We start from the raw sequence: 26,990 nt of genomic DNA on the forward strand, positions 1-26,990 counted from the left end.
AAAGAAAAGAACAGGGACAGCAACAGGAAAGTCGCCGGGGTGTATGCGATGGAGACGACCTCGAGCGGCGACTATGCGAAGGAACTCGCCCGATTGCAGGTGGAGATTGCCCACCTCCAGGCTTGGGTGAAGAAGAGCGGGGCGCGGATTGTCATCGTCTTCGAGGGGCGCGACGCGGCCGGCAAAGGCGGCGTGATCAAGCGCATCACCGAGCGCGTGAGCCCGCGCGTGTTCCGCGTCGTCGCCCTGCCGGCGCCGACTGATCGCGAGAAGACCCAGATCTACATGCAGCGCTATATCCAGCAACTGCCGGCGGCCGGCGAAGTCGTGATCTTCGATCGCTCCTGGTACAACCGGCCAGGCGTCGAGCGCGTCATGGGCTTCTGCACCGAGGAGAAGGCGCGACGCTTCCTCGAGCTTGCCCCGCGCTTCGAGGCGGCGATGATCGAAAGCGGCATCATCCTCTTGAAGTATTTTCTCGACGTCAGCGAAGAAGAGCAGGAGCGGCGCTTCCGCCAGCGCATCGACGACCCGTTGCGCCAGTGGAAGCTAAGCCCGATGGACGTCGAGTCCTATCGCCGCTGGTGGGATTATACCCGCGCCTACGAAGAGATGATCCGCATGACCGACACCGACTATGCTCCCTGGTGGATCGTGCCGTCCAACGACAAGAAGCGCGCGCGCATCAACTGCATCTCGCACATGCTTGCCTCGATCCCCTATGAACGGGTGAAGTTCGCCGAACCCGACCTTGGCAAGCGCCAGAAGCGGCCCGAAGACTACGCTGCGGATACTCATATGCGCCGGACGGTACCGGACGTTTTCTGAGTAGATGCATGTACGTGACGCATACGGCTTCAGGCGAACGGGCCGAAGCCTCGCGCAGGGAAACGATTGCGGCACTCGCAGGCCACGGACGCTCTCCGTCCGTCGGCGCGACTCACACCCTGTCGGGCGACCAGTCGAGGAAGAAGCCGACATCGCCCGGCACACCGCCGGGGAAATTGATGATCATCGCCTTCAGCTTGTAGCCCTGGGGTTTGCCGAACGTTTGGTAGCGCTCGTAGAATTCCCTGGCCTTGCCCTGTAGCGTCTCCGGCCAGTCGCGATCGGCATTGTTGATCGCGCGGCCGCTGTCGGTGCAGAGCGAAGACGGGAAGCTGTAGACCATGGCTTCGAATTTCCCGGCCTTTACCGCGCTTGCGACGAGGCGGCGGACCACCGCGATTTCCTCCTCCGAGACGTGTTTCTCGAGGAAATCCGCAGCAAGATCGGCGAGCTTCTGTTCTTGCACCGCCCGGAGCTTTCGCTCCTTGTCCATTTCTGCCATCTCCCGCTCCAGCATTTGCATGCGAAGCTGCGAGGCGCTGATCGGTGCTGCATTCGGATCCAAGTCTTTGTTTTCCGGCATGTTGGTGCTCCACTTCAAATCAACAGGACGACAAAAGTGTTCAATAGCTGCTTGGTTCACTTCTTGGGCAGCGCGTGACGCTGCCGTTGCGCTGAGTCGGTCTGGTTTCATGGCCAGCACTGCGCGAGCCCCATCTATGGTCCGGACACTAACCATCCGGTTCTTCGTCGCCGGCAAACTGACCTGAGACGTGAAATTTTCGCTCGATTTCCACCGCCATTTTCTACCTCTTGGAAACAATCGCAACTTCATCTGGAGCCGATGTGTGTTTCAGATTTGGCGCCGGATTTCTCGGCTCATCTGGAGCCCCGAGACCCCCCGTTCGCACTATCCGCCAATTCAGAAGAGCGAAAATGATGGTGAGTAGCGGGTTCACGATATTGAAGAAACAGAAGGCAGCATATGCGGCGGTGGAAATCCCGAGTGTCGCTGCCATATATGCGCCGCAACTGTTCCAAGGTATGAGGGGTGAAGTCACCGTGGCCGAGTCCCCGACGACCCGCGACAGCATGACGGGGGCTAAGCCTCGATCTGCGAAGGTGCGACCGAACAACTTTCCAGGCAGGGCGATGGATATGTACTGATCGGAGGTGACTACGTTTGAGACAACCGACGTTCCGACGACCGTCGCGATCAATCCTGCCGTAGATTTCGTCCGCGCCACGATCGGATCGATCAGTCGCTTCAGCAGTCCCGCGTGTTCCACGACCGCACCGAAAGCAAGAGCCGTGATAATCAGCCAAACGGTGTTCATCATGCTCGACATGCCACCGCGGGAAAGAACCAGGTCGATGGATTTTTCCCCTGTCGACGAAATGAACCCATTGGCGAGCGCTGCCCATGCACCTTTCAGCAACGCCAAGCCGAGAGGCAGGTCTGGAGCTGCAGCAAACGTTGCGACGCCCTCCGGATCGTGCAGAACCGCCACGATGGCACCGGCGATAGCTCCTGCAAAGATGGTCACGAAGGGCGGAAGCCTGGCGATCGAGAGCAGGAAGACGAGTACGAGAGGCAGAAACGACCAGAGCGAGACGTCGACCTTGCTGTCGATCATTGCGAGCGCACGCGTGGCATCAAACTCGCCTGCCTGCCCAAGCAACGCGAAAGCGATCGATGAAAGAAGCAGCGCCGGCACGGAGGTCCAAAGCGATTCACGGATATGGCTGTAGATGTCGGAGCCGGCAGTCGCCGTGGCGAGATTCACCGTGTCAGAGAGTGGCGAAGCCTTGTCGCCAAAATATGCTCCGGAAATGATCGCGCCAGCCGTGACCGCCGGCGACAGCCCCATATTCGCAGCGATGCCCATCAAACCGATACCGAGCGTTCCCGCAACCGTCCAGGAACTGCCGATGCTGAAGGCGACGACGGCGCAAACGAGGCAAGTTGTTGCGTAAAAATAAACCGGGCTGAGCAGCTTCAGTCCGTAGTAGATCATTGAAATGATCGTTCCGCTCATCGCCCAGGTGCCGATGAGCGCTCCAACAGCCAGAAGGATCAGAATTGCCGGAAGGCCTGCAGCAATACCGTCTACGACGGCTTGGCGGATGTCATCCCATCGCGACCCGTTCTTATAGGCTACTCCCGCCGCAACAATCCCGCAGAAGAGTAACGCTATCTGGTTGGGGCCAGATGAGGCACCGCTGCCGAACAACACGAAGGAAAGCGAAAGAAAAACAACAAGAGCCAAGCAAGGGACAAGGGCATCGACCAGCGAAGGGGGACGTGAAATCGCTCTTGGGCCGATACCTTCCTCGCGAGGGATTTGTGCCATCTTGATTGTTCCAAAGTGCGAGCGTCTGCGCCTAAACACCATGCCAAGTCATTTCGGGGAATGAGGAATTGATAATGGTCCCCCGCTCCGCACGCACGATCGCCGGAATATCCGCCAATGCCCCGATCGCAGCCGAGTGCCCTGTCGTCTTGGCGAAATGGCGCGCCGCTTCTACCTTTGGACCCATGGAGCCTGCGGGAAACGGGTATGCACTCAGATTGTCGGGCGGCGTCTTGAAGATAGCCTTTTGATCGGCTGTTCCCCAGTCGGTGTAGACCGCCTCGGCGTCTGTGGCCATAATGAACAGATCAGCTTCAAGTTCTCGCGCCAGAAGCTCCGAACAAAGATCCTTGTCGATTACCGCTTCCACTCCCCCAAGCTTCCGGTCCGCACCCCGCTCATACATAGTCGGGATACCGCCGCCGCCAGCGCAGATCATGACAGTTCCCTTGTCCAGTAACCAGCGGATCGGGCGTATCTCAAATATCCGTTTGGGAACGGGCGATGGAACGACACGGCGCCATTTGTTACCGTCCTGCTTGAAAATCCATCCTTTCTCCTGATGGATCTTGGCAGCCGCGTCCGCTTCGTAGACCGGCCCCACGAACTTGGTCGGGTTCTGAAATCCGGGATCGGCACCATCGACCTCGACCATGGTGAGCAATGTTGCGAGCGGCACTTCGAATGGAAGGAGGTTCCCTAGCTCCTGCTCCAGCATGTAGCCGATCATGCCCTCTGTCTCTGCGCCAAGTACGTCGAGCGGATAGGCCTCATCTGGCTTGTAAGCTGCCCCCTGGAGTGCAAGCAGCCCAACCTGCGGACCGTTGCCATGCGTGATCACGACCTGATGTTCAGCGACAAGCGGTGCTATGGCTTCGGCCGCAATCTTGATGTTCTGACGCTGTACGCCTGCGGTCATCGCCTCCCCGCGCTTCAGGAGAGCATTGCCGCCCAACGCGATCACAACACGCATGTTCAATCTCCCAGCGTTGCGACAAGTAGGGCCTTGATGGTGTGCAAACGATTTTCCGCCTGCTCGAACGCAACGTTCGCCTCGGATTCGAATACGTCGTTGGTTACTTCGAGGCCGTTGGTCATGCCATAGTCGTTGGCTATCTGCTTCCCGAGTGTTGTCTCGGTATCGTGGAATGCGGGCAGGCAGTGCATGAACTTGACCTGCGCATTTCCGCTCGCCTTCATCAAATCCGCATTGACCTGATAGGGGGTGAGCAACTGGATTCGCTCTTTCCAGACTTCCTTCGGTTCGCCCATCGAAACCCATACGTCGGTATGAATGAAGTCGACTCCCTCCACGGCCGCCTGGGGATCGTCGGTGATCATCAGGCGCGCTCCGGATTGCTCTTTGAGCTTCTCGGCGATGCTCCGATATTCCTCCGAGGGCCAGAGCGATCTCGGGCCGCAAATCCGCACATCCATGCCCAGCAGGCAGCCGACGATCAGCAATGAGTGCCCCATGTTCGACCGCGTATCGCCCACATAGGCGTACTTGATGTCGCTGATCGGCTTGTCGGCGTGTTCACGCATGGTCATGACGTCGGCGATCATCTGCGTAGGATGATATTCATCGGTGAGGCCGTTATAGACCGGCACGCCGGCATATTTTGCCAGCGTTTCGACCCCGTGCTGGGAGGAGCCGCGATACTCGATGGCGTCATACATTCGACCGAGGACCCGGGCCGTGTCCTTGAACGATTCCTTGTGCCCGATCTGCGAACCGGCGGGATCCAGGTATGTTACGTTGGCGCCCTGATCGGAGCAGGCAACTTCGAATGCACAACGGGTGCGCGTCGATGTCTTTTCGAATATCAGGCATATTTCCTTCCCTTCCAGGTGTTTCTGCTCCGTGCGTGCGTATTTGGCGCGCTTCAGATCGCGCGCGAGATCGAGAAGGTAACGAAACTCGCGAGGTGTGTAGTCCTGCACCGTAAGAAGCGAGCGATTGCGGAGATTGAAACTCATGATGCTGCTCCATTTGCCATAGTCAGGATGGGAATTCTTCAATAGGCGGGCTCTCGCCAGATCGGGCAGGTCATGCAGTGTCCACCACCGCGGCCGCGCCCCAGTTCCGCCCCTCGGATCGTGATGACCTCGATACCCGCCTTCCGCAGCAGCGTATTCGTGTGCGTGTTGCGGTCATAGGCGACGACCACCCCTGGCTCGAGCGCGACGACATTGTTGCCATCGTCCCATTGTTCGCGTTCCGCCTCATAAGCGTTGCCGCCGGTGGCTACGGTTCTGAGTTTCCGGATGTCCAGCGCCTCGCTCACGACTTGAAGCATCGGACGCTCCTCGGCCCGGACCTCGAAGTTTCCTTCGTCATCAACGGGATGCAGGCTGTAGCAGCGGATCTGCTCGACCACGTCGGCGAAAAGCGTCACGACGTCACGGTCGCAGAAGCTGAAGACCGTATCGAGATGCATCGCGGCCCGGCTCTTCGGCATCAGACAACCGATGACCCGCGTCGCTGCCTTGTGTTTGAATAGTGCTTGGGCCACTTGGCCCACCGACTGATAGGTGGTCCGTTCCCCCATTCCAACGAGCACGGTGCCGTTGCCGATGGGCATTACGTCGCCGCCCTCCATGGTAGCGTTGGCGAACTGCTCGTCCGAGTCGCCCCACCAGATATTGAAATCGCCGCCCTTGAAGATCGGATGAAATTTGTAAATCGCCCGCTGCACCAGCGTTTCGGCACGACGCGCGGGCCAGAACATCGGGTTGCAGGTCACGCCATTGTATATCCAACAGGATGGATCGCGCTGGAAGAGCGTGTTGGGGATGGGAGGAATAACGAATTCGAGTCCCCCGAAAGCGCCCACCATCAGCGCCTTGCCCCTGCCTTCGGGGAGGTCGGCAATGGCAATGCCGCCTATAAGGTAGGCGGCGAGTTGTTTCGAATCCATTTCATCGAGCCAGGGCCGCATGGCCTCGGCAATCTGGGCACCCATGACGTTCGGGGTGATGCGCCGATCGAGAACGAACTTGCGCGCATCGGCGTCGACGAGCGTCTCGGCGAGGAGATCATGGAGTTCGAGGACCTCGACCCCTCTCTCCTGCATTTTCAGAACGAAGTCGTAGTGATCCTTCTGAGCTTCGTGAACCCAGATGACATCATCGAACAGCAGATCGTGGCAGTTCGCCGGGGTCAGTCGTTGATGCGCCAATGATGGTCTGCACACCATGACGGTCCTGAGCTTACCTACTTCCGAATGAACACCAAAGTTGCGCATGCGCATCTCCTCCTTCAACCGGAGCCCCTGCAACTTGACCCATCACGCTCAGAGCGGGCTTATCTTTCCGATCCACAGCAAATAGGCGGCGACGATGGCGAGCACGACGACCAGGCCGGCAAGCCATAATTCAAATCCGGCAAACACCTGTTCGCCTCGCTCCCTCCTGGCCTTCGCGTAGACAAGGAGGCCGGGGGCAAACAGGATCGAGCACATCAAGAGGTAGCTGAGTCCGGCGGCGTAGACCAACCAGACGCCATAAAGCGTCGCCAGTGCACCTATGGCGATATCCCTGTTTCGACCGGACGCGCTCTGGTTATAGGTCTCTCCGCTCAATGCGAGCTTGAGGGCGTATGCTCCGGAAAAGACATAGGGAGGCAGGATCGCAACCGAAGCGATGAAATAGAAGAACTGGTAGGCGCTTTTGGAAAAGAAGCTCAGGACCAGGAAAAGCTGGATCAGGATATTGGTCGCCCAAAGCGAGTTTACCGGCGAGCCGTTTTCATTGTCGACGGCAAACCAGGTCGGAAAGGTGCCGTCGCGCCCGCACGTGTAAGGAATTTCGGAGCAAAGCAATGTCCAGGACAAGAATGCGCCGCCAACTGAGACGATCAGCCCTGCATTGATCAAAGCGGCTCCCCATTGCCCCACGAGTGGCTGCAGGACTCCGGCCATCGACGGGACCTTGAGCCCGGCCAGTTCCGGTTGGCTCAAAATCCCCGTCGAAAGCATGGACACGAGGACGTAAATTCCAAGCGCACCAAGAAAACCGATCACCGTCGCCCGACCGACATCGGAGCGCCGGGCTGCACGCGCGGAGTATACGCTCGCCCCTTCAATGCCGATGAAGACCCACAGGGTGACCAGCATCGTGCTCTTGACCTGTGACATGACGCTGCCGAGGTCGGGGGCATCAAGAGCACCCCCGCGTCCCCAGAAATTGAGCGTGAACCTGTCCCAGTTGAACGCGACGACGGCGATCAATACGAAAAGGAAGAGCGGCGCGAGCTTGGCGATTGTGGTAACGATGTTGACGAAAGCGGCCTGCTTGACGCCCTTCAGCACCAGCCAGTGAATGGCCCAGAGGCAGATCGAGGCGCCGACGATCGAAACGAGGTTGTTCCCATCGCCGAACACTGGAATGAAAAACGATAGTCCGGAAAAGATGGCGACCGCATAGGCGACATTTCCAAGAAATGCGCTCAACCAATAGCCCCAGGCGCTGATGAAGCCCATGAATGGACCAAAGCCGGCCTTCGCATAGGCATAGGGACCGGCATTGAGATCCGGTTTGCGGTTTGCCAGCGTCTGATAGACAAACGCCAGCATCAGCATGCCGAAGCCGGTGATGGCCCAGCCGATCAAAGTTGCCCCGGGCGAAGCGGCGCGAGCCATGTCTGACGGCAAGTTGAAAACGCCGCCGCCGATCATTGAGCCCACGACTAGAGCAGTGAGTGGCAAGAGAGTGAGCTTGTCGGAATGCACCTCAGTTTTGAAGGTGCCCTCATGCGCGATCGTCATGTCCCCCTCCAAATCGCATGCAGTTGTTGCATTCACGCGTTTCAGCTCTCGGGCACAGTATTGCGGAACCTTTGCGCGTTCAGTAGGACGCGCGCTTTCCACATCGCGCAACTTTAGGAATGAGGACACAGCGTGTCATTGATTTGAGACAAATGCATCGTCCGTTCGTTCGCTTCCTGATGTGCTAGCTCGTTGACGCAGATGCCGCGCAGTCTGAAACAGCAATATTCGCGACAGACCGACCGGACTGTCGGCAGAAGTGAGGGATCTCCGTCGCTGCCGCGACAGAGCCGACGCAGGACATGTGCTTGGAGCCAACGGCTGAGGCACAGAAAGCTGGGCGCGAATTGGCCGCGGCCTGCCTGTCTGGCTCGTTGATCACAATCAACGACGAACAGGAGTGATGGGCGTAACATCCAGAAAACAAGAAAGCGGGAGAGTACGATGAATCAGATAGGGAAGATTCTGTTCGCTGCCACCGGTGCTATCGTGACCGCATTCCCGGCTTCCTATTCCTTGGCCGACGGCTACTCCGGAGATCACTACCCAGGCGTTGACATAAATCAGCGCGTCATCGACGGGCAGCGCGAGCCCATCAACAAGTATCTCCTCAAGCGCAGAGACGCGGCACAAAGGCCGGATCCCGGCGCCACGGGTACGATCAACCAGCAGCAACCGGCACGTACGAAGCCTGTGCAGTAGCTCGGCACCAAGCGGTCCGGGACGCAGAGCCGCCTCCTGCCCATGAATAATGCCGTGAGCAATAGGCCGTGGAGCCCTTTGGAGGAAGAATATGGTCAGGGAGCAGATTCTTGTGCTCTGCCGTGCGACGGCAGTCGCTTTAACCCTGCTTGCGTCGTGTGGCCTGGCGCTCGCCCAGGAAACGGCGACGGCAGCGCCTACACCACAGCAGGAAGCCGCACCCGAGCCGCTCAGCGATGACGAGCTCGAAGTCCTGGTCGCCCGGATCGCACTCTTTCCGGACGAGCTGGTGGCGCTTGTCTCGGCCGCTTCGCTCTATCCGCTGCAGATCGTCGAGGCGGAGCGGTTTCTCGAGGCGCGCAAGAAGAATTCGGCCCTGAAGCCGAAGGACGACTGGGACGGCAGTATCATCTCACTCCTGAACTATCCCGAGATCGTCAAGATGATGAGCGACGACCTCGACTGGACGCAGGCCTTTGGCGAGGCGATCGCCAATCAGCAGAAAGACGTGCTGATCGCCATCCAGCAATTGCGCGACGAGGCGGTTGCCAAGGACATCATCGAGACAGACGACAAGATCAAGGTGGTTGAGGAGGGCGACAATATCGTTATACAGGCGGCAAATCCGGAAACGATCTACGTGCCGCAGTATCCGCCGGAGATGCTTTACGAGGCGGACTACGCGCCCGCGCCGATCAGCTATTACGAAGAACCCTATTCCGCCTATTGGTATCCAGGAGCCGCCTTCTTCGCGGGAGCCGTCACCGGCGCGGCGTTTGCCGCCATCGTCGACTGGGACGATTGGGGTGTTTGGGGCGGTGACTGGGACGGCGACATCGATGTCGACTGCAACAAATGCTTCAACAACATCGACTTCGACGGCAAAGTCAACTGGAACGACATCGACTGGAAAAACGTCGACCGCAGCAAGATCAACTTCGACCGCGACCAGCTCCAGAAATTCGATCGGACGAACATCAGGAACAACATAAAGGCCAACGGCAACAACAACATCCGCAACCGCGCCGCCGAGATCAATCGCGATCGGCCGCAGGCGCGCCCGGGTGGTGCTGGCGGCGGCCAGCTCAAGGACGTGCGCAAGAGCACCCTGGAGGGTCTGAAGGCTCAACCGAGACGGGATGCCACGGCGCGCCCTGGGGGCGGGCAGGCGGTAGCGAAGGCGAAACCCGGAGGCTCGAAGCCCAGCGTCAATCGCCCCAAGGGCAACAAGCCCTCGCAGGTGAACCGGCCAGCCGGCAAGAAGAAGATGGCCTCCAAGGTACAGAAGCGGCCGAAGAAGCCCTCCGGCCTCGGCAACGTCAATGCCGGGCGGCGCGAAGTGGCGTCGTCGCGGCGTGGCGGCCACAGCATGGGTGGTGGTCATCGCGGTGGCGGGCGGCCGCAGATGAGTCGTGGCGGCGGCGGCAGACCGCCGATGCACCGTGGCGGCGGAGGCCGTGGCGGTGGTGGACGCAGGCGCTGAGCGGAGGGAGAACGGCCATGACCAAACTTTTGCACACCCTTCTCCTCGGATCGGCGCTCTCGCTTGCGGGCGGCCTTGCAGGTATCGACGCCGTCGCGCAGGCGCAGCAGCCAGAGCAGGCGCAGCAATCGTCGGGCATCGACGACTACGCCGCGACCGAAGACCCGCCGGCCTTCGACGATCCGGCCAAAGCGGTGGAGGCCTTCAAGGCGAGGCTTGCCGCCAACGACTTCGACGGGCTGGCAAAGCTGCTAGGCCTCGATGCGGCAAAGGTGAAGACCGGCGAAGGGGCGATGGAAACCTTCGCGCTCATTCGTGAAGGGGCAGCCCGCAACGTGGTCGTCCGCGATCTCGACCAGCGCAAGATCCTCGAAATCGGCGATCGCCTCTGGCCGATGCCATTCCCGATCACCAAGGGTGAGGACGGCAAATGGGCCTTCGACACCTTTGTCGGGCTGGAGGAGATCGTCAACCGCCGCGTCGGCGAGAACGAGCTTGAGGCGATCGAAGCGGTACGCGCTTATGTCGAGGCTCAGAAGGACTATGCTTCCGAGGACCGCGATGCGGACGGCGTGCTCGAATATGCCCAGAAGCTGATCAGCAGCCCGGGCCAGACCGACGGGCTCTACTGGCCGGCCGATCAGGGCGATGGCGAAAGCCCGGTCGGCGACGCGATCAGCGAGGCGGCGCTCGAAAAGGCAAAGGCGGGCGAGGGCTATTTCGGCTATCGCTTCCTAATCCTGACCTCACAGGGCAACAATATCGCCGGCGGCAAATACGATTATGTCATCAACGACAACATGATCGCCGGCTTCGGCCTGATCGCCTGGCCGGTCACCTATGCCGAGACCGGCGTCAAGACCTTCGTCGTCAACCAGCAGGGTATCGTCTACGAACGGGACCTCGGACCCAGCACCGAGGCGATCGTGCCGTTCATCGACCGTTTCGATCCGGACGACAAATGGAGCGTGGTGGCCGACTGAATGCCGACCCGTGGGCTGCGGTGCCATTCGGAGTTCGCACGCCTTGACCATGCCCCTGTTCTCGCCGGGCAACGGCGGCGGCAGCGAACCGATTGTCAATTGTGCTGGTGCAAAGGAAGGATAACGGGTTATTGCGATGCTCAAGAGTGGTCACGGTGGCGCATTGCTCGCCTCGCTCCTTTTGCTTCTGCGGCTCGTTTTTGGCTTCGCCGCTCCTGTCGCCGCCCAAGAGCCGACGGCCGCGCAGCCTCCAGCCAAGGTGCAGCAACTGATCGAGTTGCTCGACGATCCAGAGGTTCGCCAATGGCTGGTGTCCAAGCAGACGGCTGCACCGGCGGCACCGGTGCCGGCGACCGGGCTTGCCTCCCAATGGGTCGCGGAAATCAGGAAGCACTTGGGCGGGATGCGGGACGCGGTTCCACGGATAGCTCCCGAATGGCGGGCCGCGAAGGAGCGCATCGCCGGCGACATGCAGAGCCAGGGAACGATGCCCATTCTGCGGGGGTTCGCCTTCCTTTTGCTCGTCGGCTATGGCGCTGAATACCTGCTACGCCATTTCCTGCGGCGCAATGCTGAGCGCAACGCCGCCCAGCACGGAGGCGGCCTTGGCGCCTTCATCCGCATCGCACCTCTCGTCGCCTTTGCAATCGCCGCAATCGCCACATTCGTGCTTTCCGATTGGCCTCCCCGACTGGAGGCAGCGGTCGCACCACTGCTCATAGCCTGGATAAGCGCGCGCCTGCTGATTGCCGTCGCATCGGCTGTGTTCAAGCCGGCGGCGGAGGCGGCCACGACGCCAGGCGCAGAAGGGAAACGTGCGACGCTTGCCCCCAGCGCCGCCAGGTTCTGGTTCAATCGATCGGTGCTCTTCATCTGCGCGCTGGCCTTTGTGTGGGCGGTTACCGATGTGATGCAGGCCCTCTCGATTGCGGAAGACGTTCGCACACTCGTTGCCGCTATAATCGGGCTTGTCATTCTCGGCATGGCGATCGACACAACACTTCGCCGCCCCGTCGAGGCCACGACGGCGGCGCGCCGGATGCTCCGAAATGCGATGATTGTCGCCTTCCTGGTCCTGCTGTGGCTCCTTTGGGTCGCCGGCATGAAGGTGCTGTTCTGGATCGGTATCTATGTTCTCGGCTTACCGCCGCTCTTGCGCTTTACCAGCACGACGACGAGGACGATGCTCGACGCCTCGGCGACCGACGGTATGCGCGTGTTGCGCAATGTGTTGATCGAACGGGGCGCCCGGCTGGTGATCATTGGGCTGGCGGCTGCCTGGCTCGCCGTTGTCTTCCGCTTCAACGGCAGTTCGATGATGCAGGACGATGCCTTCAACCGCATCTTCCGCGGCGTTCTCGCCGGTGTCGTCATCCTGCTCGCGGCGGATCTCGTCTGGCAACTGGCAAAGGAGTTCATCGATCTGCGCGTGAAGCAGGCGAGTGTCGACGTCGCGGATCCGGCGCAACTCGCCCGTAATATGCGCCTGCGCACGCTGCTGCCGATTCTGCGCAACTTCCTGGCCGCCTTCATTGCGGTGGTTGCCGTGCTGATGGTGCTCTCTGGCCTGGGCGTTGCGATCGCTCCACTGATCGCCGGCGCGGGCGTCTTCGGGGTCGCCCTCGGCTTCGGCTCTCAGAGTTTGGTCAAGGACGTCATCAGCGGCGTGTTCTACATGATGGATGATGCCTTCCGGGTCGGCGAATACATCCAGAGCGGCAGCTATATGGGAACGGTCGAATCCTTCAGCATCCGCTCGGTAAAACTGCGCCACCACCGCGGTCCGGTGTTCACCGTGCCGTTCGGCTCGCTTGGCGCGGTTCAGAACATGAGCCGTGATTGGGTGATCGACAAATTCAAGATCAACGTTTCCTATGACACCGATGTCGCCAAGGTGAAGAAAGTGGTGAAGGGTGTCGGGGCCGCGCTGCTCGAAGATCCAGAGCTGGGCCCGCTGATCATAGAAACGGTGAAGATGAAGGGCGTCGAGCAGTTCGGCGATTACGGCGTGACGTTGAGCTTCGCGATGAAGACGAAACCGGGAAATCAGACCCAGGTCAGGCGTCGGGCCCAGGCCCTGATCAAGGAAGCCTTCAAGACGAATGGCATCTCGTTTGCCTCGCCGACGGTGCAGGTCGCGGGCGACGATACGCAGTCGACGACGGCTGCGGCCGCCGCGACCCGCGATGCAATCGCCAAGAAAAATGCGGTCTTAAGCCAGGGCGGCGAGGCTGCGGCGGAATAGCTGGCAAAACGTCAAAAAGGACGTTCCTTGTCCCAGATCAATGAAGAGCACGTTTCGCCGGGGCAGAATATGGTTCGCGACGCGGGGCGCGCATAGGCAAAATAATGGCAATAGAGATCGAACGTAAGTTTCAGGTCTTGAATGATCGTTGGCGGAAGAGCGCCTCGGCGGGCTCCGCACTTCGGCAAGCCTACCTCATTGCAACAAAAAACCGTACGCTGCGCGTGAGGACAATTGACGCCGAGCGCGCGACTTTGACAGCCAAGTTCCGCAGAGACCGTATGCGACGCGAGGAGTATGAATATGCAATACCGTATTCCGACGCGCTGCAGATGTTCGAGTTCGCGTTGGGTATCGTCGAGAAGACTCGATACCAGGTTCGCTATGCTGATCATCTCTGGCATATCGACGTCTATTCAGGGGTAAATGAAGGTCTGGTCGTCGCTGAAGTAGAATTGCGCAACGGTTGGGATGATCCCCCGCATCCGAAATGGCTCGGCCCTGAGATCACGGGGAATCCGTTGTACTCAAATCGCGCGCTGGCAATGAGAAGCCGTGCGGCCCGTCAAACGCCTTCCTCGCCCTCGCCGGTTGGACGACCGACCGTGCCTATAGGGTGATCTGAAGCCGCCATGCATTCCGCGCCGAGAAACACAGATCCTTACTATGCTTCGCCTCGTGATTTGAGAACCACTGCCAGCTCCACCGCCTCTGTCGTGCCGCGCAGAAGCGACCTACTCGCCGTGATCAAGTGCAAAGTTGAGAAATCTGTGGGGGAGCACAGGGTGTTAGCGCGTTCGTTCCGCGCGGCCAGCTCGCCGGCCTCGTCGAACGTCCATTTGGCGGCACAAACCAGAACCTCTGCCGACCGGCTGCCAAACTTCGGCTCTCCACCCGGTTCGGCCTTTGCCGGAAGGCTACTGAACAGCGGCAATTGCACCAAATCCCGTCTTCGGCCACTCCGTGCCCGTTAAACAGCAGGCTATTTGGGACATGACGCGTCATAAGAAAACCAATTGGTTGCCGTCCGCGCAGCTGTAGGGGGGCAATTGGGACAGAGAGTAAATCGGGCTTACGGTAATGATCTCGCCCTCTCCCGCAAACGACCCCGAGATGCCCGATTGTCCGTTGCAACGGGTTGCAATTGGAGAGCTCGGGAAGGTCCGGGTGAGAGTGCTCACAGTGGCTGCCGGGTGCCAAAAATGGCACCGTTTCACCGCCCGAACTTGGCACCATTTGGCACCAGAGACCAAAAAGGGCTCAGCGATTTCCCGCTAAGCCCTTGAAAAGGATGGTGGGCGTGACAAGGATCGAACTTGTGACCCCTACGATGTCAACGTAGTGCTCTCCCGCTGAGCTACACGCCCATCCGATGCGGCGCATAGACCACAAAACCCTCGTCCGCGTCAATAGGCTTTTAGAAGGTTTTTTGACAGAATTTTAGACGGCGTTCTTGAGTGGCGTTTCTCGTGGTTAAGCGGGTTCGCTCGGCGCTTTCCGCACACGGCTCCTCCCGATAACTCATTGAAATGAAAAGGCTGTAGCCGATCCGTGTTGATCGGCCACAGCCTCGAAGCAGTGCGCGCCGCCCGCGCAGGAGTTTGGCGGGCGCTGTGATTTTCGTCCTGTCAGTAAGCCGGGATTTCGGAGTCCGTCAGGCCGCCAGCATCTTGTTGACCTCGTTTACGAGGTCGCGCAGGTGGAAGGGCTTGGAGAGGACCTTGGCATCCTTCGGCGCCTTCGAATCGGGGTTCAAGGCCACCGCGGCAAAGCCGGTGATGAACATTACCTTCAGGTCCGGGTCGAGCTCGGTCGCGCGGCGGGCGAGCTCGATGCCGTCCATCTCCGGCATGACGATATCGGTCAGCAGAAGCGAAAAGGGTTCTTCGCGAAGCCGGTCGTAGGCGCTGGCGCCGTTGTCGTAGGACAGGACCTTATAGCCAGCCTTTTCCAGCGCCTTCACGAGGAAGCGGCGCATGTCGTTGTCGTCTTCGGCAAGGAGGATTTTCGCAGTCATGAATTCGGCCGTGGCTTCTTCTTTTCAATGCTTGTGGAGTGCGGCAGCTCAGCAAACCGCAACATGGTAAATATCTGGTGAACAGGGCAGATCAAGCCCTGATACCAGCAAGACGTCACTATGGACACAGAGGCGACCAACTGGCAACATGATCTAAACAGCAAGATCCGGACATGGTAAAAAGGGTTGCGATGGGGGAAGTGGTCGAGCGGGAATTTTTCGAGGTACTGGAGCCCGCAAGTCAGCGGATTCCCTTTGTGTTCAATTCCCCCCATAGCGGCCGGTCCTACCCACTGTCCTTTCTGAGTCAGTCTCGGCTTGACGCGCATTCGATCCGCCGTTCGGAAGATCACTTCGTCGATGAGCTGTTTCAAAACGCCACCTTTCTAGGGGCCCCGCTGCTTCGCGCGCATTTCCCGCGCGCCTTTCTCGATGTCAACCGTGAACCCTACGAACTCGATCCGCGCATGTTCGAAGGGCAGTTGCCGCCGCATGCCAACATAAGCTCGATGCGGGTCGCCGGCGGGCTCGGCACCGTGCCGCGCCTTGTCGCCGAGAATATGGAAATTTATCGCAACCGCTTTCCGGTCGAGGAAGCGCTGACACGCATCGAGTCGATCTACAAGCCCTATCATGCGACGCTCAGAAAACTGATCGCCCGCACACATGTCCAATTCGGGATGTCCGTGCTGATCGATTGCCACTCGATGCCTGGCAATGTTCACCTTCCGGGCAGCGGCCAGCGGCCAGACTTCATTGTGGGCGATCGTTACGGAACGAGCGCGGCGGGAGAATTGTCGCGCACCGCCGTCAACCTGCTCGAGCAGCTCGGCTACGTGGTCGCCCGCAACAAGCCCTATGCCGGCGGCTTCATCACCGAACATTATGGCCGGCCGACGCGCGGACTGCATGCGCTGCAGATCGAAATCAACCGCAGCCTCTATGTCGACGAAACGACCCTCGTCAAGAAGCCGGGCTTTGCCGCGCTGACGGCCGATCTTACGACGTTCATCGCCGCGCTTGCACAACATGTCGAGGAATACGGTGCCTATCTGCCGCTCGCGGCAGAATAGTGCTTGCAATCGTCACTCAAAAAGAACCGCGCCAGCGGCGCGGTCAAGTCTAGGGAGGAAACACCCAAGGAGGGTATTTGCAGCCACAAGTAACTGCTCAAAAACTGTAATGTTGCGCTGCACAAATGTCAAGTTGTGGGCCGCCAAAACTTCCGCACCGCAATGGGACATTTCCTGATCGACGGCGATGCGTGCGCCAATCCGACCCGCAGCCCGCCTTCTCGTTGCTCATCTCCGGCGTTCTTGCCTTTCGATCAAATTCGTCTATTCAGGATCGCCTTCCTTTCTGCCTTCGAGAGAGCGATATGTTGCCGGACCGCACCTTCTTCGACCGCCTCGCCGACGCTGCCAAAGCCGAAACGATGCCGCGTTTCCGGACCGGCACCAGTGTCGTTAACAAGCTCGAGGGCGGGTTCGATCCCGTCACGGAGGCGGACAGGTCGGCCGAGGCGGCTATCCGGACGCTGATCGAAAGTGCATTTCCGGGCCATGGCATCCTCGGCGAGGAGCACGGCAATGTCGGTCTCGACCGCGAGCATGTATGGGTCATCGATCCGATCGACGGGACGCGTGCCTTCATTTCCGGCCTTCCGGTATGGGGAACGCTGATCGGCCTCTATCGCAACGGCAAGGCCGTGATGGGCCTGATGGACCAGCCTTTTACCGGCGAACGCTATTTCGCCGACGGCGAGAAGGCGATCTATCGCGGCCCCGGCGGGGAGAAGGTGCTTTCGACGCGCGCCTGCGATGCGCTCTCGGATGCGGTGCTGTTCACCACGTCGCCGCATCTCTATACCGGCGACCTCAAGGAGCGCTTCGAGGCGTTGCAGTCCAAGGTGCGGCTCTTCCGCTACGGTTGCGATTGCTACGCCTTCGCGCTTCTTGCATCCGGCCACGTCGACCTCGTCATCGAGTGCGGCCTGAAGCCCTACGACGTCGGCGGGCTGATCCCGTTGATCGAACAGGCGGGCGGCGTCGTCACCAATTGGCAGGGCGGACCGGCGGAAATGGGCGGCGAGATCATCGCAGCCGGCAGTCGCGAGCTTCACGCGCAGGCGCTGGAAATACTGCAGCGCAGCGCGTCCGATCCGGACGGGCTGCGCTCACTGTAACACTTTGAATTGCTGCACGATCTTGTCGTTGAATCGATTCCTATCTACGGAATCATGCCGTGGGAATTAAGCTTTCCTCGAATTGGCCGGCCACCATGTCTGCGTCCTCGAACGCGGGCAGGAACGCCAAAATCGCGGCCATCGCCTGCGCGCGGTAACGGTCGGCCTCGTGAAGAAGCTCGTGACGCGCGCCATCGATCGGAATCATGTGCCCGGCGCGGAAGTTGCGTGCCAGGACTTCGACGGCAAGATGCGGCACGAGGCGGTCGGCAGTCGGGGCGAGGATTATGGTCGGCACGATGACCCGCGTCAGATGTTCGCGGCGCAGGACGCGCCGTATTGCCTGGAAGGTCTCCCGCAGCCATCGGGCCGTTGGCGGCCCCAGACGCAATTGAGGGCAGGCATCGGTGAGCGCCTGGTTGCGCGCATAGCGATTTGGGTCGGCCGTCAATACGTTGTTCGTGAAGGGGCGGTTACCCTTGTCGCGATGGAGCGGCAACGTTCCAAGTCCGATCCAGTCCATTATCGTGGCGATCGAAAAGATGCTCCGCTGGCCAAGGGCCTGGCCGCTGAGGCCGACAAAGGGGGCGAGCAGCACCATGCGGTCGATCCGGCTCGCGAGCATCGGCGCGAGCGACAGGGCCACCAGCGCGCCCATTGAATGGGCAACGATGGAGAAGGGCAGGCGCGTGTCTGGCAGAACGATCTGCTCGAGGAAGATCATGAGATCGCGCTCGTAGTCGGCGAAATGCTCGACGTGACCGCGACCGGGCTGCCGCAGCAACCGCTCGGAGCCGCCCTGGCCGCGCCAATCGAAGGTGGCGACCCAAAAACCGGCCGCGTTGAGTTCGCCGATCGTTTCGAAATATTTCTCGATCGCCTCGTTGCGGCCCTGCAGCAGCACGACCGTGCCGCGGGCGACCGAGGCTTCCGTCTTGAAGACCGCATAGCGGATCTTGCGGTTGCCGACCCCATCGAAAAAGCCTGTCGCGTGTTTACCCGGTATCGGGTTGTCCGGCGTCGAATAGAGGATCGTTGTCATGAAAAGCGACGGCCCGAGATGCAAAACACGTTGAACGAGTTGACGCGAAAAGAGGGAGGATGGGAAGCTTTCCGCTCACCGCCCGCGTCTTGTTTCTCAGGGATAGGCGGTGGCCTCAAGCGCGTCAAAGAAAAAAGGCCGGAAACGGTGGGTGAAATCCGGACGATCACCGTTTCCGGCCGCTGAAGCAGAAGGGACATGTCGCTCCAGCGCCGGGATTTTGTTCCCAGTGTCCTTGTTTTAACCCGCCTCGGCTGAACGGGGACCGAACCGGTTATTCATGCTCCGTTCACCAAATGCCGGTCCGAAAAAATCCGCACAAAAATTCCCTTGAACTGGTGCAGACGCATTCCCATGTCTTGGTCACGGACGCCGATGATGGGTCCGTTCACCGGTCGAGCCGCAGCCTTATGGGGTGGCAGACCAGATATCGCAAATCGTTGCTCTTAAGGAGGACACCATGCGTCACTTCGATTTCTCCCCCCTCTATCGTTCCACCGTTGGCTTCGATCGCCTGTTCACCATGCTTGACAGCCTTGGTCAGCCCGATCAGTCGCAGACGTATCCGCCCTACAACATCGAACGCACGGGCGAAAATGCCTATCGCATTACCATGGCCGTTGCCGGCTTCGACGAGAGCGAGCTGTCGGTCGAAGCGCGTGAACACACGCTGACGATCAAGGGCGAAAAGAGCGAAGACAAGGGCGAGGAGAGCCAGTTTCTCCATCGCGGCATTGCCAAGCGCGCATTCGAGCGCCGCTTCCAGCTTGCCGACCATGTCGAGATCAAGTCCGCTTCGCTGAAAAACGGCCTGCTTCACATCGATCTCGTTCGCGAGATTCCGGAGGCAGCCAAGCCGCGTCGCATCGAGATCTCCTCGGTTGCTTCGCAGCCGAAGCAGATCGAGGCTCAGAACCTCTAATCTGGTCTAACGATCGAAATTCGAAAAAGACGGCGTCCCTCGGGGGCGCCGTCTTTTTTGCAAAAGGTGCCATCGATCTCTCCACCCCTCAGATGATCTAGTCGGCCGCGACAATGCGGCAGGCGCGGAAACCAAAGACTCTGCCCATCTTTGCCGCCCGCAGGGCCTGCGTAAGCCGGTCGCTCAGAAAGAATATGCGGTTCAAGGGAGGGCTCACCCACAGATCGGGGCCCACGAGTGCGGCCGGACTGACGGCCACATCGTCGTCATGAAGATTTGGCGGCATGCTCAAAGTGCCGTCACCGAATTCGATGACCCTTGGTGAGTGACTGAGCAGAAAGGCATCCTTGCGCTCGCCGATATTGAGACAAAAATATTCGCCCTCTACGGGCGTCGTCCGGTCATGCTGGAAAAGCTTGATCGGATAGAGCGAGGAATGGCCGAGATCGAATTGCCGCAGCACATCTACACAGGCCGCCGAGACCACTACCGCGCCTGCGGCAAGCACGAGATCGGCCTGCTTCTTTTCCTTTTTGTCAGGATACTTGGCGAAGATCTCCTTTGGAAAATGCTCGGCCGACATCCGTTCGCCGGCTTCATTCAATTCGGCCATTTGGCCCAGGCCCATCCCGGTCGGCAATGGATCGGCGGTAAATGCCGTGATACGTGTTGAATCCATGAAGGCGCGGCTGGCCCAGACCTGTGCGCCCTTAGATTGTGTCATAGCGGCTGTAATCTCCTGCAATTCAGTTCGCATGCGCACAGGAACCCGGTCTGGCGGAGGCGGTAAGCGATCGGATATCGCTAGCGCCCCCCGTGAGACCGCGATCGAGACCGGCGTCAGGGCAACGGTGCATGTGGCTCGCTGACTTGTCACAACGCTAAAGCATAGATGGAAACGGGAGGCCTGTGGCACGACCTACCGGTGATTGCGTAGGGCTACAATCACATGCCGTTTCAGATTTCGCAATTCCGCCCTGTCAGCAAGCTTCGACGAAGCGTTCGACATCTTCCGATCGTGTGGCAAAGCTTGTGACAAGCCGGTAAAGCCCCTCGTCTCCGGCTACGCTGTCTGCCAAGTGATCCGGCACATGCCAGTCGTAGAAGACTGCACCCTGTTGCTGCAGCTTCGACGCCACGTCCTGCTTCAAGATCACGAAGACCTCATTTGCCTCTGGCGACCAGGCAAGCCGGCTCCTGGCCGAGGCAGAAATTCCATTAGCAAGACGCGCCGCCATTGCGTTCGCATGGTGAGCAAGATTGAGCCACAGATCGCCCGAGAAGTAAGCGTCGAACTGCGCGGCGATGAAGCGGGACTTCGAAAAGAGTTGGGCGGCACGCTTGCGCAGGAAATGCATTTCCTGCGCCTTCGAGAGGTCGAACAGGATCAGCGCTTCGGCACACCAGCAGCCGTTCTTGGTGCCGCCGAACGACAGGAGGTCGATGCCGCGCTTCCAGGTCATTTCCGCCGGCGTCGTGCCGAGGCTGACGAGCGCGTTGGCAAAACGCGCACCATCCATGTGCAACGGAAGCTTATGCGATTTCGCGACAGCAGTAATGGCATCGATTTCCGCTAGCGAATATACCGTGCCGCTTTCCGTCGCCTGGGTGAGGGTCACTGCCATCGGCCGGCCGCCATGGATGAATTCCGCGGGGAAGCGACGGATCTCGGCTTCGAGCTTTGACGTATTCATCTTGCCGCTTGCGCCATCGACCGGGCAAAGCCTTGCCCCGTGAGAGAAGAACTCCGGCGCACCGCACTCGTCGACGTTGACATGCGCCTCTCGATGGCAAAAGACCACGCCGCCCGCCCGATTGACGCTGGACAGCGCCAGCGAATTCGCGGCGGTGCCGGTGCCGACGAAGAACACCGCCACGTCCTTTTCGAAAATTTCGGAGAACTTCTTTTCCACCTTCCGGTCGAGTTCGCTCGTGCCGTAGGCGGAGGCGTAGCCGCTCGCATGAGCCACCAGGCTTTCGGCGATTGCCGGATGGGCGCCAGCCCAGTTGTCGGAAGAAAAGATCATCTGAAGTCACCCTGTTCCTGCGGCGCCGCTGAAACCAGTCGCGCAAGATCGCCGCGATATTTTGAGTTTTCCGCGCGATTGCGTCCTTAAACCGGAATCATACAGGAGCCACGCCGGCCGTTTCGGCGAGACCATAGCCGACTTCCACGGACGATCAATGCGCCTCCTGACCGGGTGTGCCAACACAAGACCAGTTTGAAACCAAAGTGAAGAAATCCCCGGGTGATTGTAATTTAATTTCAAAAGCGCGAAATTTCCGGCAATCTTCGGCAAATTCTCTTCCAATATTTGCTCATATGCCCCTTGCGAAGGGGGGCGCTTTCTGGCATAGAGCGCATGAAATAGGACAGGTTTGCTGTCCTATTTCGGTCTAGGGCCGGAACAATCGCCGGAAGTGCCGCAGAATGCGGCATTCGGCGTGTAGCGCAAGGGGTTTCCGCCGGGTTTCATCCGGTTGTTGACGCCTGGCATCACGATGGTCGCGGACATTCGTGCCTGGTGCAGCGCCGCGCTTCATTTGCGACCTGATCAGGATCATGCGACGATAATGCCCGGCTTTGCCGCAGCGCGAAAGCGCGGACGCGGCGAGGAATAGGCGGGCGGCGGTATGCCCGGAATCTCCGGGTCCAATAGGAGGGAAGACGATGACGGATCATTCGCCATCACAGCAATCAGGGCTCCACCTCGCACACGCTGCGACGGTTGCGAAAACGCCCGCATTCCCATCCGGATTGCCGCGAAAACAGGGACTTTACGATCCGCGAAACGAGCATGATGCCTGCGGAGTCGGTTTCGTCGCTCACATGAAGGGCCAGAAGTCGCATCAGATCGTGCGCGACGGCCTTTTCATGCTAGAAAACCTGACCCACCGCGGCGCGGTCGGCGCTGACCCGCTGATGGGCGACGGCGCAGGTATCCTCGTTCAGATTCCCGACCGCTTCTTCCGCGAGGAAATGGCGAAGCAGGGTGTCACTCTGCCGAAGGCCGGCGAATATGCCGTCGGCTATCTCTTCATGCCGCGCGACGAAAAGCTGATCGCCCATTTCAAGGACGTAATCAGCGAAGTCGTCGCCGAGGAGGGCCAGCACCTGCTCGGTTTCCGCGACGTGCCGGTCGACAATTCATCGCTTTCGAAGGCGCCGGACATCGCCGCAACCGAGCCGCACCACGTGCAGGTCTTCATCGGTGCCGGCCGCGACGCCGCGACCAACGCGGAATTCGAGCGCCGGCTGTTCACGCTGCGCAAGGTGATCTCCAACCGCATCTATGCGGAGGCGGACGGCGGCGATCTCGGCTTCTACGTCGTATCGCTGTCGACTTCGACCGTGGTCTACAAGGGCATGTTCCTCGCCTACCAGGTCGGCGCCTACTACAAGGATCTCTCCGACGAGCGCTTCCAGTCGGCGGTGGCGCTGGTACACCAGCGGTTCTCGACGAACACTTTCCCGTCCTGGAAGCTCGCGCATCCCTATCGCATGGTCGCGCACAACGGCGAGATCAACACGCTGCGCGGCAACGTCAACTGGATGGCGGCGCGGCAGGCTTCCGTCTCCTCGCCGCTCTTCGGTGACGACATCTCCAAGCTTTGGCCGATTTCCTACGAAGGTCAGTCGGATACGGCGTGCTTCGACAACGCGCTCGAATTTCTCGTGCAGGGGGGCTACTCGCTCGCGCATGCGGTGATGATGCTGATCCCCGAAGCCTGGGCCGGCAACCAGTTGATGTCGCCGGAACGAAAGGCGTTCTATGAGTACCATGCAGCGCTGATGGAGCCGTGGGACGGCCCTGCGGCCGTTGCCTTCACCGATGGTCGCCAGATCGGCGCCACGCTCGACCGCAACGGCCTACGTCCGGCGCGCTACATCGTCACCAGCGACGACCGCGTCATCATGGCGTCGGAGGCCGGCGTGCTGCCGGTCGCCGAAGACAAGATCGTCAGGAAGTGGCGGCTGCAGCCCGGCAAGATGCTGCTGATCGACATGGAAGAGGGCCGTATCATCTCCGACGAGGAGGTGAAGTCGACGCTCGCCAACAAGCATCCCTACCGCAAGTGGCTCAATGACACGCAATTGATCCTTGAGGATCTGAAGCCGGTCGAGCCGCGGGCGCTTCGCCGCGACGTGTCGCTGATCGACCGCCAGCAGGCCTTTGGTTATTCGCTGGAAGACACCAAGATCCTGATGTCGCCGATGGCGACGACCGGGCAGGAAGCGATCGGCTCGATGGGCACCGACACGCCGATCTCGGCCATGTCGAACAAGGCCAAGCTGCTTTACACCTATTTCAAGCAGAACTTCGCGCAGGTCACCAACCCCCCGATCGATCCGATCCGCGAGGAACTGGTGATGAGCCTCGTCTCGTTCATCGGCCCGCGCCCGAACATCCTCGACCACGAAGGCATGGCGCATGCCAAGCGGCTCGAGGTTCGCCAGCCGATCCTCACCAATGGCGATCTCGAAAAGATCCGCTCGATCGGCCATACGGAAGATCGGTTCGACACCAAGACGCTCGACTTCACCTATGACATTTCGCGCGGTGCGGAAGGGATGCCGGAAATGCTCGATCGTCTCTGCGAGCGGGCGGAAGCGGCGGTCAAGGGCGGCTACAACATCATCGTGCTCTCCGACCGCCAGGTTGGCCCGGATCGTGTTGCGATTCCGGCGCTGCTTGCGACGGCGGCCGTGCACCATCACCTGATCCGCAAGGGCCTGCGGACCTCGGTCGGCATCGTGCTCGAATCGGGCGAGCCGCGCGAGGTGCATCATTTCTGCCTGCTCGCCGGCTACGGCGCGGAGGCGATCAACCCCTATCTCGCCTTCGATACGCTGGTGGACATGCACAAGCGCGGCGAGTTCCCGAAGGAAGTCGACGCCAACGAGGTTGTCAACCGCTACATCAAGGCGGTCGGCAAAGGCATCCTCAAGGTCATGTCGAAGATGGGCATTTCGACCTATCAGTCCTATTGCGGCGCCCAGATCTTTGACGCCGTCGGTCTGTCGTCGAAGCTCGTCGACCAGTATTTCTTCGGCACGGCGACGACGATCGAAGGCATCGGTCTCGAGGAGATCGCGGCCGAAACGGTCGCCCGCCACAAGGCCGCCTTCGGGGCCGATCCGGTGCTCGCCAACACCCTCGATATCGGTGGCGAATATGCCTATCGCATGCGCGGCGAGAGCCACGCCTGGACGCCAGATGCCATTGCCTCGCTCCAGCACGCGGTGCGCGGCAATGCCGAGGACCGCTATCGCGAATTTGCCGAAATGGTGAATGCGTCGTCGCTGCGCATGAACACGATCCGCGGCCTCTTCACGATCAAGAGCGCCGAGGCCGTTGGCCGCAAGCCGATCCCGGTGGAGGAGGTCGAGCCGGCGGCGGATATCGTCAAGCGTTTCTCGACCGGGGCGATGTCCTTCGGTTCGATCAGCCGCGAGGCGCATACGACGCTGGCGATCGCAATGAACCGCATAGGCGGCAAGTCGAACACCGGCGAAGGTGGCGAGGAAAGCGATCGCTATTTGCCGCGTCCCGACGGCTCGATGAATCCCGAGCGCTCGGCGATCAAGCAGATTGCGTCCGGCCGTTTCGGCGTCACCACCGAATATCTGGTCAATGCCGACGTGCTGCAGATCAAGGTGGCCCAGGGGGCGAAGCCCGGTGAGGGCGGGCAGCTGCCCGGCCACAAGGTGGATGCGACGGTTGCCAAAACCCGGCATTCGACCCCGGGCGTCGGTCTCATCTCGCCGCCGCCGCACCATGACATCTATTCGATCGAGGATCTGGCGCAGCTGATCTACGATCTGAAAAACGTCAATCCGGAAGCGGACGTCTCGGTCAAGCTGGTGTCGGAAGTGGGCGTCGGTACGGTTGCAGCCGGCGTCGCCAAGGCGCGCGCCGACCACATCACGATCGCCGGCTTCGACGGCGGCACCGGCGCCTCGCCGCTGACCTCGCTGAAGCACGCGGGCAGCCCGTGGGAAATCGGCCTTGCCGAAACGCAGCAGACGCTGGTGCTGAACGGCCTGCGCTCGCGCGTCGCATTGCAGGTCGACGGCGGCCTGAAGACCGGCCGCGACGTCATCATCGGGGCGCTGCTTGGTGCCGACGAGTTTGGCTTCGCGACCGCGCCGCTGATCGCCGCCGGCTGCATCATGATGCGCAAGTGCCACCTGAACACCTGTCCTGTCGGTGTCGCGACCCAGGATCCGGTCTTGCGGAAGCGCTTCAAGGGCACGCCGGAACACGTCATCAACTACTTCTTCTTCGTTGCCGAGGAAGTGCGCGAAATTCTCGCCTCGCTTGGGGTGAAGAAGTTCGACGAGATCATCGGCGCTTCGGAACTGCTCGAGCGCGACCGGATGATCGAACACTGGAAGGCCAAAGGTCTCGACTTCTCGAAGATCTTCCACAAGGTGGAGGCACCGAAGGAAGCGACCTATTGGACGGCGCGCCAGAACCACCCGATCGACGACATTCTCGATCGCAAGCTGATCGAAAAGGCGAGGAACGCGCTCGAAACCAAGGCGCCGGTCGCCTTCGAGACCGAGATCAAGAACGTCGACCGTTCGGCCGGCGCGATGCTTTCGGGTGCGCTTGCCAAGCGCTGGGGGCACAAGGGGTTGAAGGACGATACGATCAACGTGACGCTCAAAGGCACGGCGGGCCAATCGTTCGGCGCGTTCCTCGCTCGCGGCATTACCTTCGACCTGGTGGGCGACGGCAACGACTATGTCGGAAAAGGCCTTTCGGGCGGGCGCATCATCGTCCGGCCGCCGGAAGCCTCGAGGATCGTGCCGCATCAGTCGATCATTGTCGGCAACACCGTTCTTTACGGCGCGATCTCGGGTGAATGCTACTTCAACGGCGTCGCCGGCGAGCGCTTCGCGGTGCGTAACTCCGGTGCGATCGCGGTCGTCGAGGGCGTCGGCGATCACGGCTGCGAATACATGACCGGCGGCGTGGTCGTCGTCATCGGCGGAACGGGCCGCAACTTCGCGGCCGGCATGTCCGGCGGCGTCGCCTATGTTCTCGACGAGGAGGGCGATTTCGCCCGCCGCTGCAACATGGCGATGGTCGAGCTGCAGCCGGTGCCGGAGGAAGACGACATGCTGGAGAAGCTGCACCATCACGGCGGCGACCTGATGCACAAGGGCATGGTCGATGTGTCGGGCGACATGACGCGCCATGACGAGGAGCGACTTTACCAGCTGATCTCGAACCATCTGCATTACACGGGCTCGCCCCGTGCCAAGGAGATCCTCGATGGCTGGGCGGATTACAGGCCGAAATTCCGCAAGGTCATGCCAGTCGAATACCGCCGCGCGCTCGAAGACATGGAGCGCATGAAGATGGCTGAAGCGGCCGAGTAACCGGCCTCTGTGACAACGGTCCCCGGTCCGGCAGGATCCCGGGGGCACCTCGCGCGCTTGAACGCGC

Annotated in this window: 20 protein-coding genes and 1 tRNA gene; 10 read left to right on the forward strand and 11 right to left on the reverse strand. The window is 60.4% G+C overall.

Features of this window, described 5'->3' with window-relative positions; genetic code table 11:
- Nucleotides 1-48 precede the first annotated feature (48 nt).
- Nucleotides 49-828: a polyphosphate kinase 2 gene (gene ppk2 / locus ILFOPFJJ_RS03155; RefSeq protein WP_246299527.1), complete on the forward strand. Its 780-nt coding sequence runs from the start codon at nucleotides 49-51 to the stop codon at nucleotides 826-828.
- A gap of 112 nt (nucleotides 829-940) precedes the next feature.
- Here ppk2 and ILFOPFJJ_RS03160 read toward each other — a convergent pair whose 3' ends face one another.
- The 6 genes from ILFOPFJJ_RS03160 to arcD all read right to left on the reverse strand — a co-directional run bounded on the left by ILFOPFJJ_RS03160 (nucleotide 941) and on the right by arcD (nucleotide 7,951).
- Nucleotides 941-1,411: a histidine kinase gene (locus tag ILFOPFJJ_RS03160; RefSeq protein ID WP_173510140.1), complete on the reverse strand. Its 471-nt coding sequence runs from the start codon at nucleotides 1,409-1,411 to the stop codon at nucleotides 941-943.
- 223 nt (nucleotides 1,412-1,634) lie between these two features.
- The gene (locus ILFOPFJJ_RS03165; protein ID WP_173509112.1) at nucleotides 1,635-3,182 is read right to left on the reverse strand and encodes a Na+/H+ antiporter NhaC family protein; all 1,548 of its coding nucleotides are present in this window, start codon (nucleotides 3,180-3,182) and stop codon (nucleotides 1,635-1,637) included.
- 31 nt (nucleotides 3,183-3,213) lie between these two features.
- Nucleotides 3,214-4,155: a carbamate kinase gene (gene arcC, locus ILFOPFJJ_RS03170; protein WP_173509113.1), complete on the reverse strand. Its 942-nt coding sequence runs from the start codon at nucleotides 4,153-4,155 to the stop codon at nucleotides 3,214-3,216.
- A gap of 2 nt (nucleotides 4,156-4,157) precedes the next feature.
- Entirely contained in the window at nucleotides 4,158-5,162 is a 1,005-nt protein-coding gene (locus ILFOPFJJ_RS03175; protein ID WP_173509114.1) for an ornithine carbamoyltransferase, read from the reverse strand.
- A 38-nt stretch (nucleotides 5,163-5,200) separates the two neighbouring features.
- Entirely contained in the window at nucleotides 5,201-6,430 is a 1,230-nt protein-coding gene (arcA, locus tag ILFOPFJJ_RS03180) for an arginine deiminase (RefSeq protein ID WP_173509115.1), read from the reverse strand.
- Nucleotides 6,431-6,478: 48 nt separating this feature from the next.
- Nucleotides 6,479-7,951, reverse strand: a complete 1,473-nt coding sequence (arcD, locus tag ILFOPFJJ_RS03185; protein ID WP_173509116.1) for an arginine-ornithine antiporter — start codon at nucleotides 7,949-7,951, stop codon at nucleotides 6,479-6,481.
- 444 nt (nucleotides 7,952-8,395) lie between these two features.
- Here arcD and ILFOPFJJ_RS03190 point away from each other — a divergent pair, with 444 nt between their 5' ends.
- The 5 genes from ILFOPFJJ_RS03190 (at nucleotide 8,396) to ILFOPFJJ_RS03210 (ending at nucleotide 13,984) form a co-directional block, all read left to right on the forward strand.
- The gene (locus tag ILFOPFJJ_RS03190; protein ID WP_173509117.1) at nucleotides 8,396-8,653 is read left to right on the forward strand and encodes a hypothetical protein; all 258 of its coding nucleotides are present in this window, start codon (nucleotides 8,396-8,398) and stop codon (nucleotides 8,651-8,653) included.
- A gap of 91 nt (nucleotides 8,654-8,744) precedes the next feature.
- Nucleotides 8,745-10,136, forward strand: coding sequence for a DUF3300 domain-containing protein (locus ILFOPFJJ_RS03195; RefSeq protein ID WP_173509118.1), 1,392 nt, complete (start codon nucleotides 8,745-8,747; stop codon nucleotides 10,134-10,136).
- Between the two features lie 17 nt (nucleotides 10,137-10,153).
- On the forward strand, nucleotides 10,154-11,119 hold the full coding sequence (locus ILFOPFJJ_RS03200; protein WP_173509119.1) for a DUF2950 domain-containing protein: 966 nt from the start codon (nucleotides 10,154-10,156) through the stop codon (nucleotides 11,117-11,119).
- A gap of 136 nt (nucleotides 11,120-11,255) precedes the next feature.
- Nucleotides 11,256-13,364 carry a mechanosensitive ion channel family protein gene (locus ILFOPFJJ_RS03205; protein WP_173509120.1) on the forward strand — a complete coding sequence of 703 codons (2,109 nt, stop codon included), beginning with the start codon at nucleotides 11,256-11,258 and terminating at the stop codon, nucleotides 13,362-13,364.
- 104 nt (nucleotides 13,365-13,468) lie between these two features.
- A complete protein-coding gene (locus ILFOPFJJ_RS03210; RefSeq protein ID WP_173509121.1) occupies nucleotides 13,469-13,984 on the forward strand; it encodes a CYTH domain-containing protein in 516 nt (171 codons plus the stop codon).
- Nucleotides 13,985-14,656: 672 nt separating this feature from the next.
- Here ILFOPFJJ_RS03210 and ILFOPFJJ_RS03215 read toward each other — a convergent pair.
- Together ILFOPFJJ_RS03215 and cpdR1 are read right to left on the reverse strand one after the other, a co-directional pair.
- A tRNA-Val gene (locus ILFOPFJJ_RS03215) sits at nucleotides 14,657-14,731 on the reverse strand.
- Between the two features lie 287 nt (nucleotides 14,732-15,018).
- Complete coding sequence (gene cpdR1 / locus ILFOPFJJ_RS03220; protein WP_003531148.1) at nucleotides 15,019-15,381, reverse strand: response regulator CpdR1; 363 nt, start codon at nucleotides 15,379-15,381, stop codon at nucleotides 15,019-15,021.
- 191 nt (nucleotides 15,382-15,572) lie between these two features.
- Between cpdR1 and ILFOPFJJ_RS03225 the strand changes: the two genes are divergently transcribed.
- Both ILFOPFJJ_RS03225 and hisN read left to right on the forward strand, forming a co-directional pair.
- Nucleotides 15,573-16,454 carry an N-formylglutamate amidohydrolase gene (locus ILFOPFJJ_RS03225; RefSeq protein ID WP_173510141.1) on the forward strand — a complete coding sequence of 294 codons (882 nt, stop codon included), beginning with the start codon at nucleotides 15,573-15,575 and terminating at the stop codon, nucleotides 16,452-16,454.
- 305 nt (nucleotides 16,455-16,759) lie between these two features.
- Nucleotides 16,760-17,566: a histidinol-phosphatase gene (hisN, locus tag ILFOPFJJ_RS03230; RefSeq protein WP_173509122.1), complete on the forward strand. Its 807-nt coding sequence runs from the start codon at nucleotides 16,760-16,762 to the stop codon at nucleotides 17,564-17,566.
- A 52-nt stretch (nucleotides 17,567-17,618) separates the two neighbouring features.
- Here hisN and ILFOPFJJ_RS03235 read toward each other — a convergent pair whose 3' ends face one another.
- Nucleotides 17,619-18,608 (reverse strand): alpha/beta fold hydrolase, encoded by a 990-nt coding sequence (locus tag ILFOPFJJ_RS03235; protein ID WP_173509123.1) that lies wholly within the window; start codon nucleotides 18,606-18,608, stop codon nucleotides 17,619-17,621.
- A 460-nt stretch (nucleotides 18,609-19,068) separates the two neighbouring features.
- Here ILFOPFJJ_RS03235 and ILFOPFJJ_RS03240 point away from each other — a divergent pair, with 460 nt between their 5' ends.
- Nucleotides 19,069-19,530: an Hsp20 family protein gene (locus ILFOPFJJ_RS03240; protein ID WP_173509124.1), complete on the forward strand. Its 462-nt coding sequence runs from the start codon at nucleotides 19,069-19,071 to the stop codon at nucleotides 19,528-19,530.
- A 97-nt stretch (nucleotides 19,531-19,627) separates the two neighbouring features.
- Here the strand turns inward: ILFOPFJJ_RS03240 and ILFOPFJJ_RS03245 are convergent, their stop codons facing one another.
- Entirely contained in the window at nucleotides 19,628-20,254 is a 627-nt protein-coding gene (locus ILFOPFJJ_RS03245; protein ID WP_173509125.1) for an imm11 family protein, read from the reverse strand.
- Nucleotides 20,255-20,510: 256 nt separating this feature from the next.
- Nucleotides 20,511-21,557 (reverse strand): threonine aldolase family protein, encoded by a 1,047-nt coding sequence (locus tag ILFOPFJJ_RS03250; RefSeq protein ID WP_173509126.1) that lies wholly within the window; start codon nucleotides 21,555-21,557, stop codon nucleotides 20,511-20,513.
- Between the two features lie 644 nt (nucleotides 21,558-22,201).
- Here ILFOPFJJ_RS03250 and gltB point away from each other — a divergent pair.
- The gene (gene gltB / locus ILFOPFJJ_RS03255) at nucleotides 22,202-26,923 is read left to right on the forward strand and encodes a glutamate synthase large subunit (RefSeq protein WP_173509127.1); all 4,722 of its coding nucleotides are present in this window, start codon (nucleotides 22,202-22,204) and stop codon (nucleotides 26,921-26,923) included.
- Nucleotides 26,924-26,990: the final 67 nt, after the last annotated feature.

The organism is Sinorhizobium psoraleae (assembly GCF_013283645.1).
In the GTDB taxonomy this organism is placed as follows: Bacteria; Pseudomonadota; Alphaproteobacteria; order Rhizobiales; family Rhizobiaceae; genus Sinorhizobium; species Sinorhizobium psoraleae.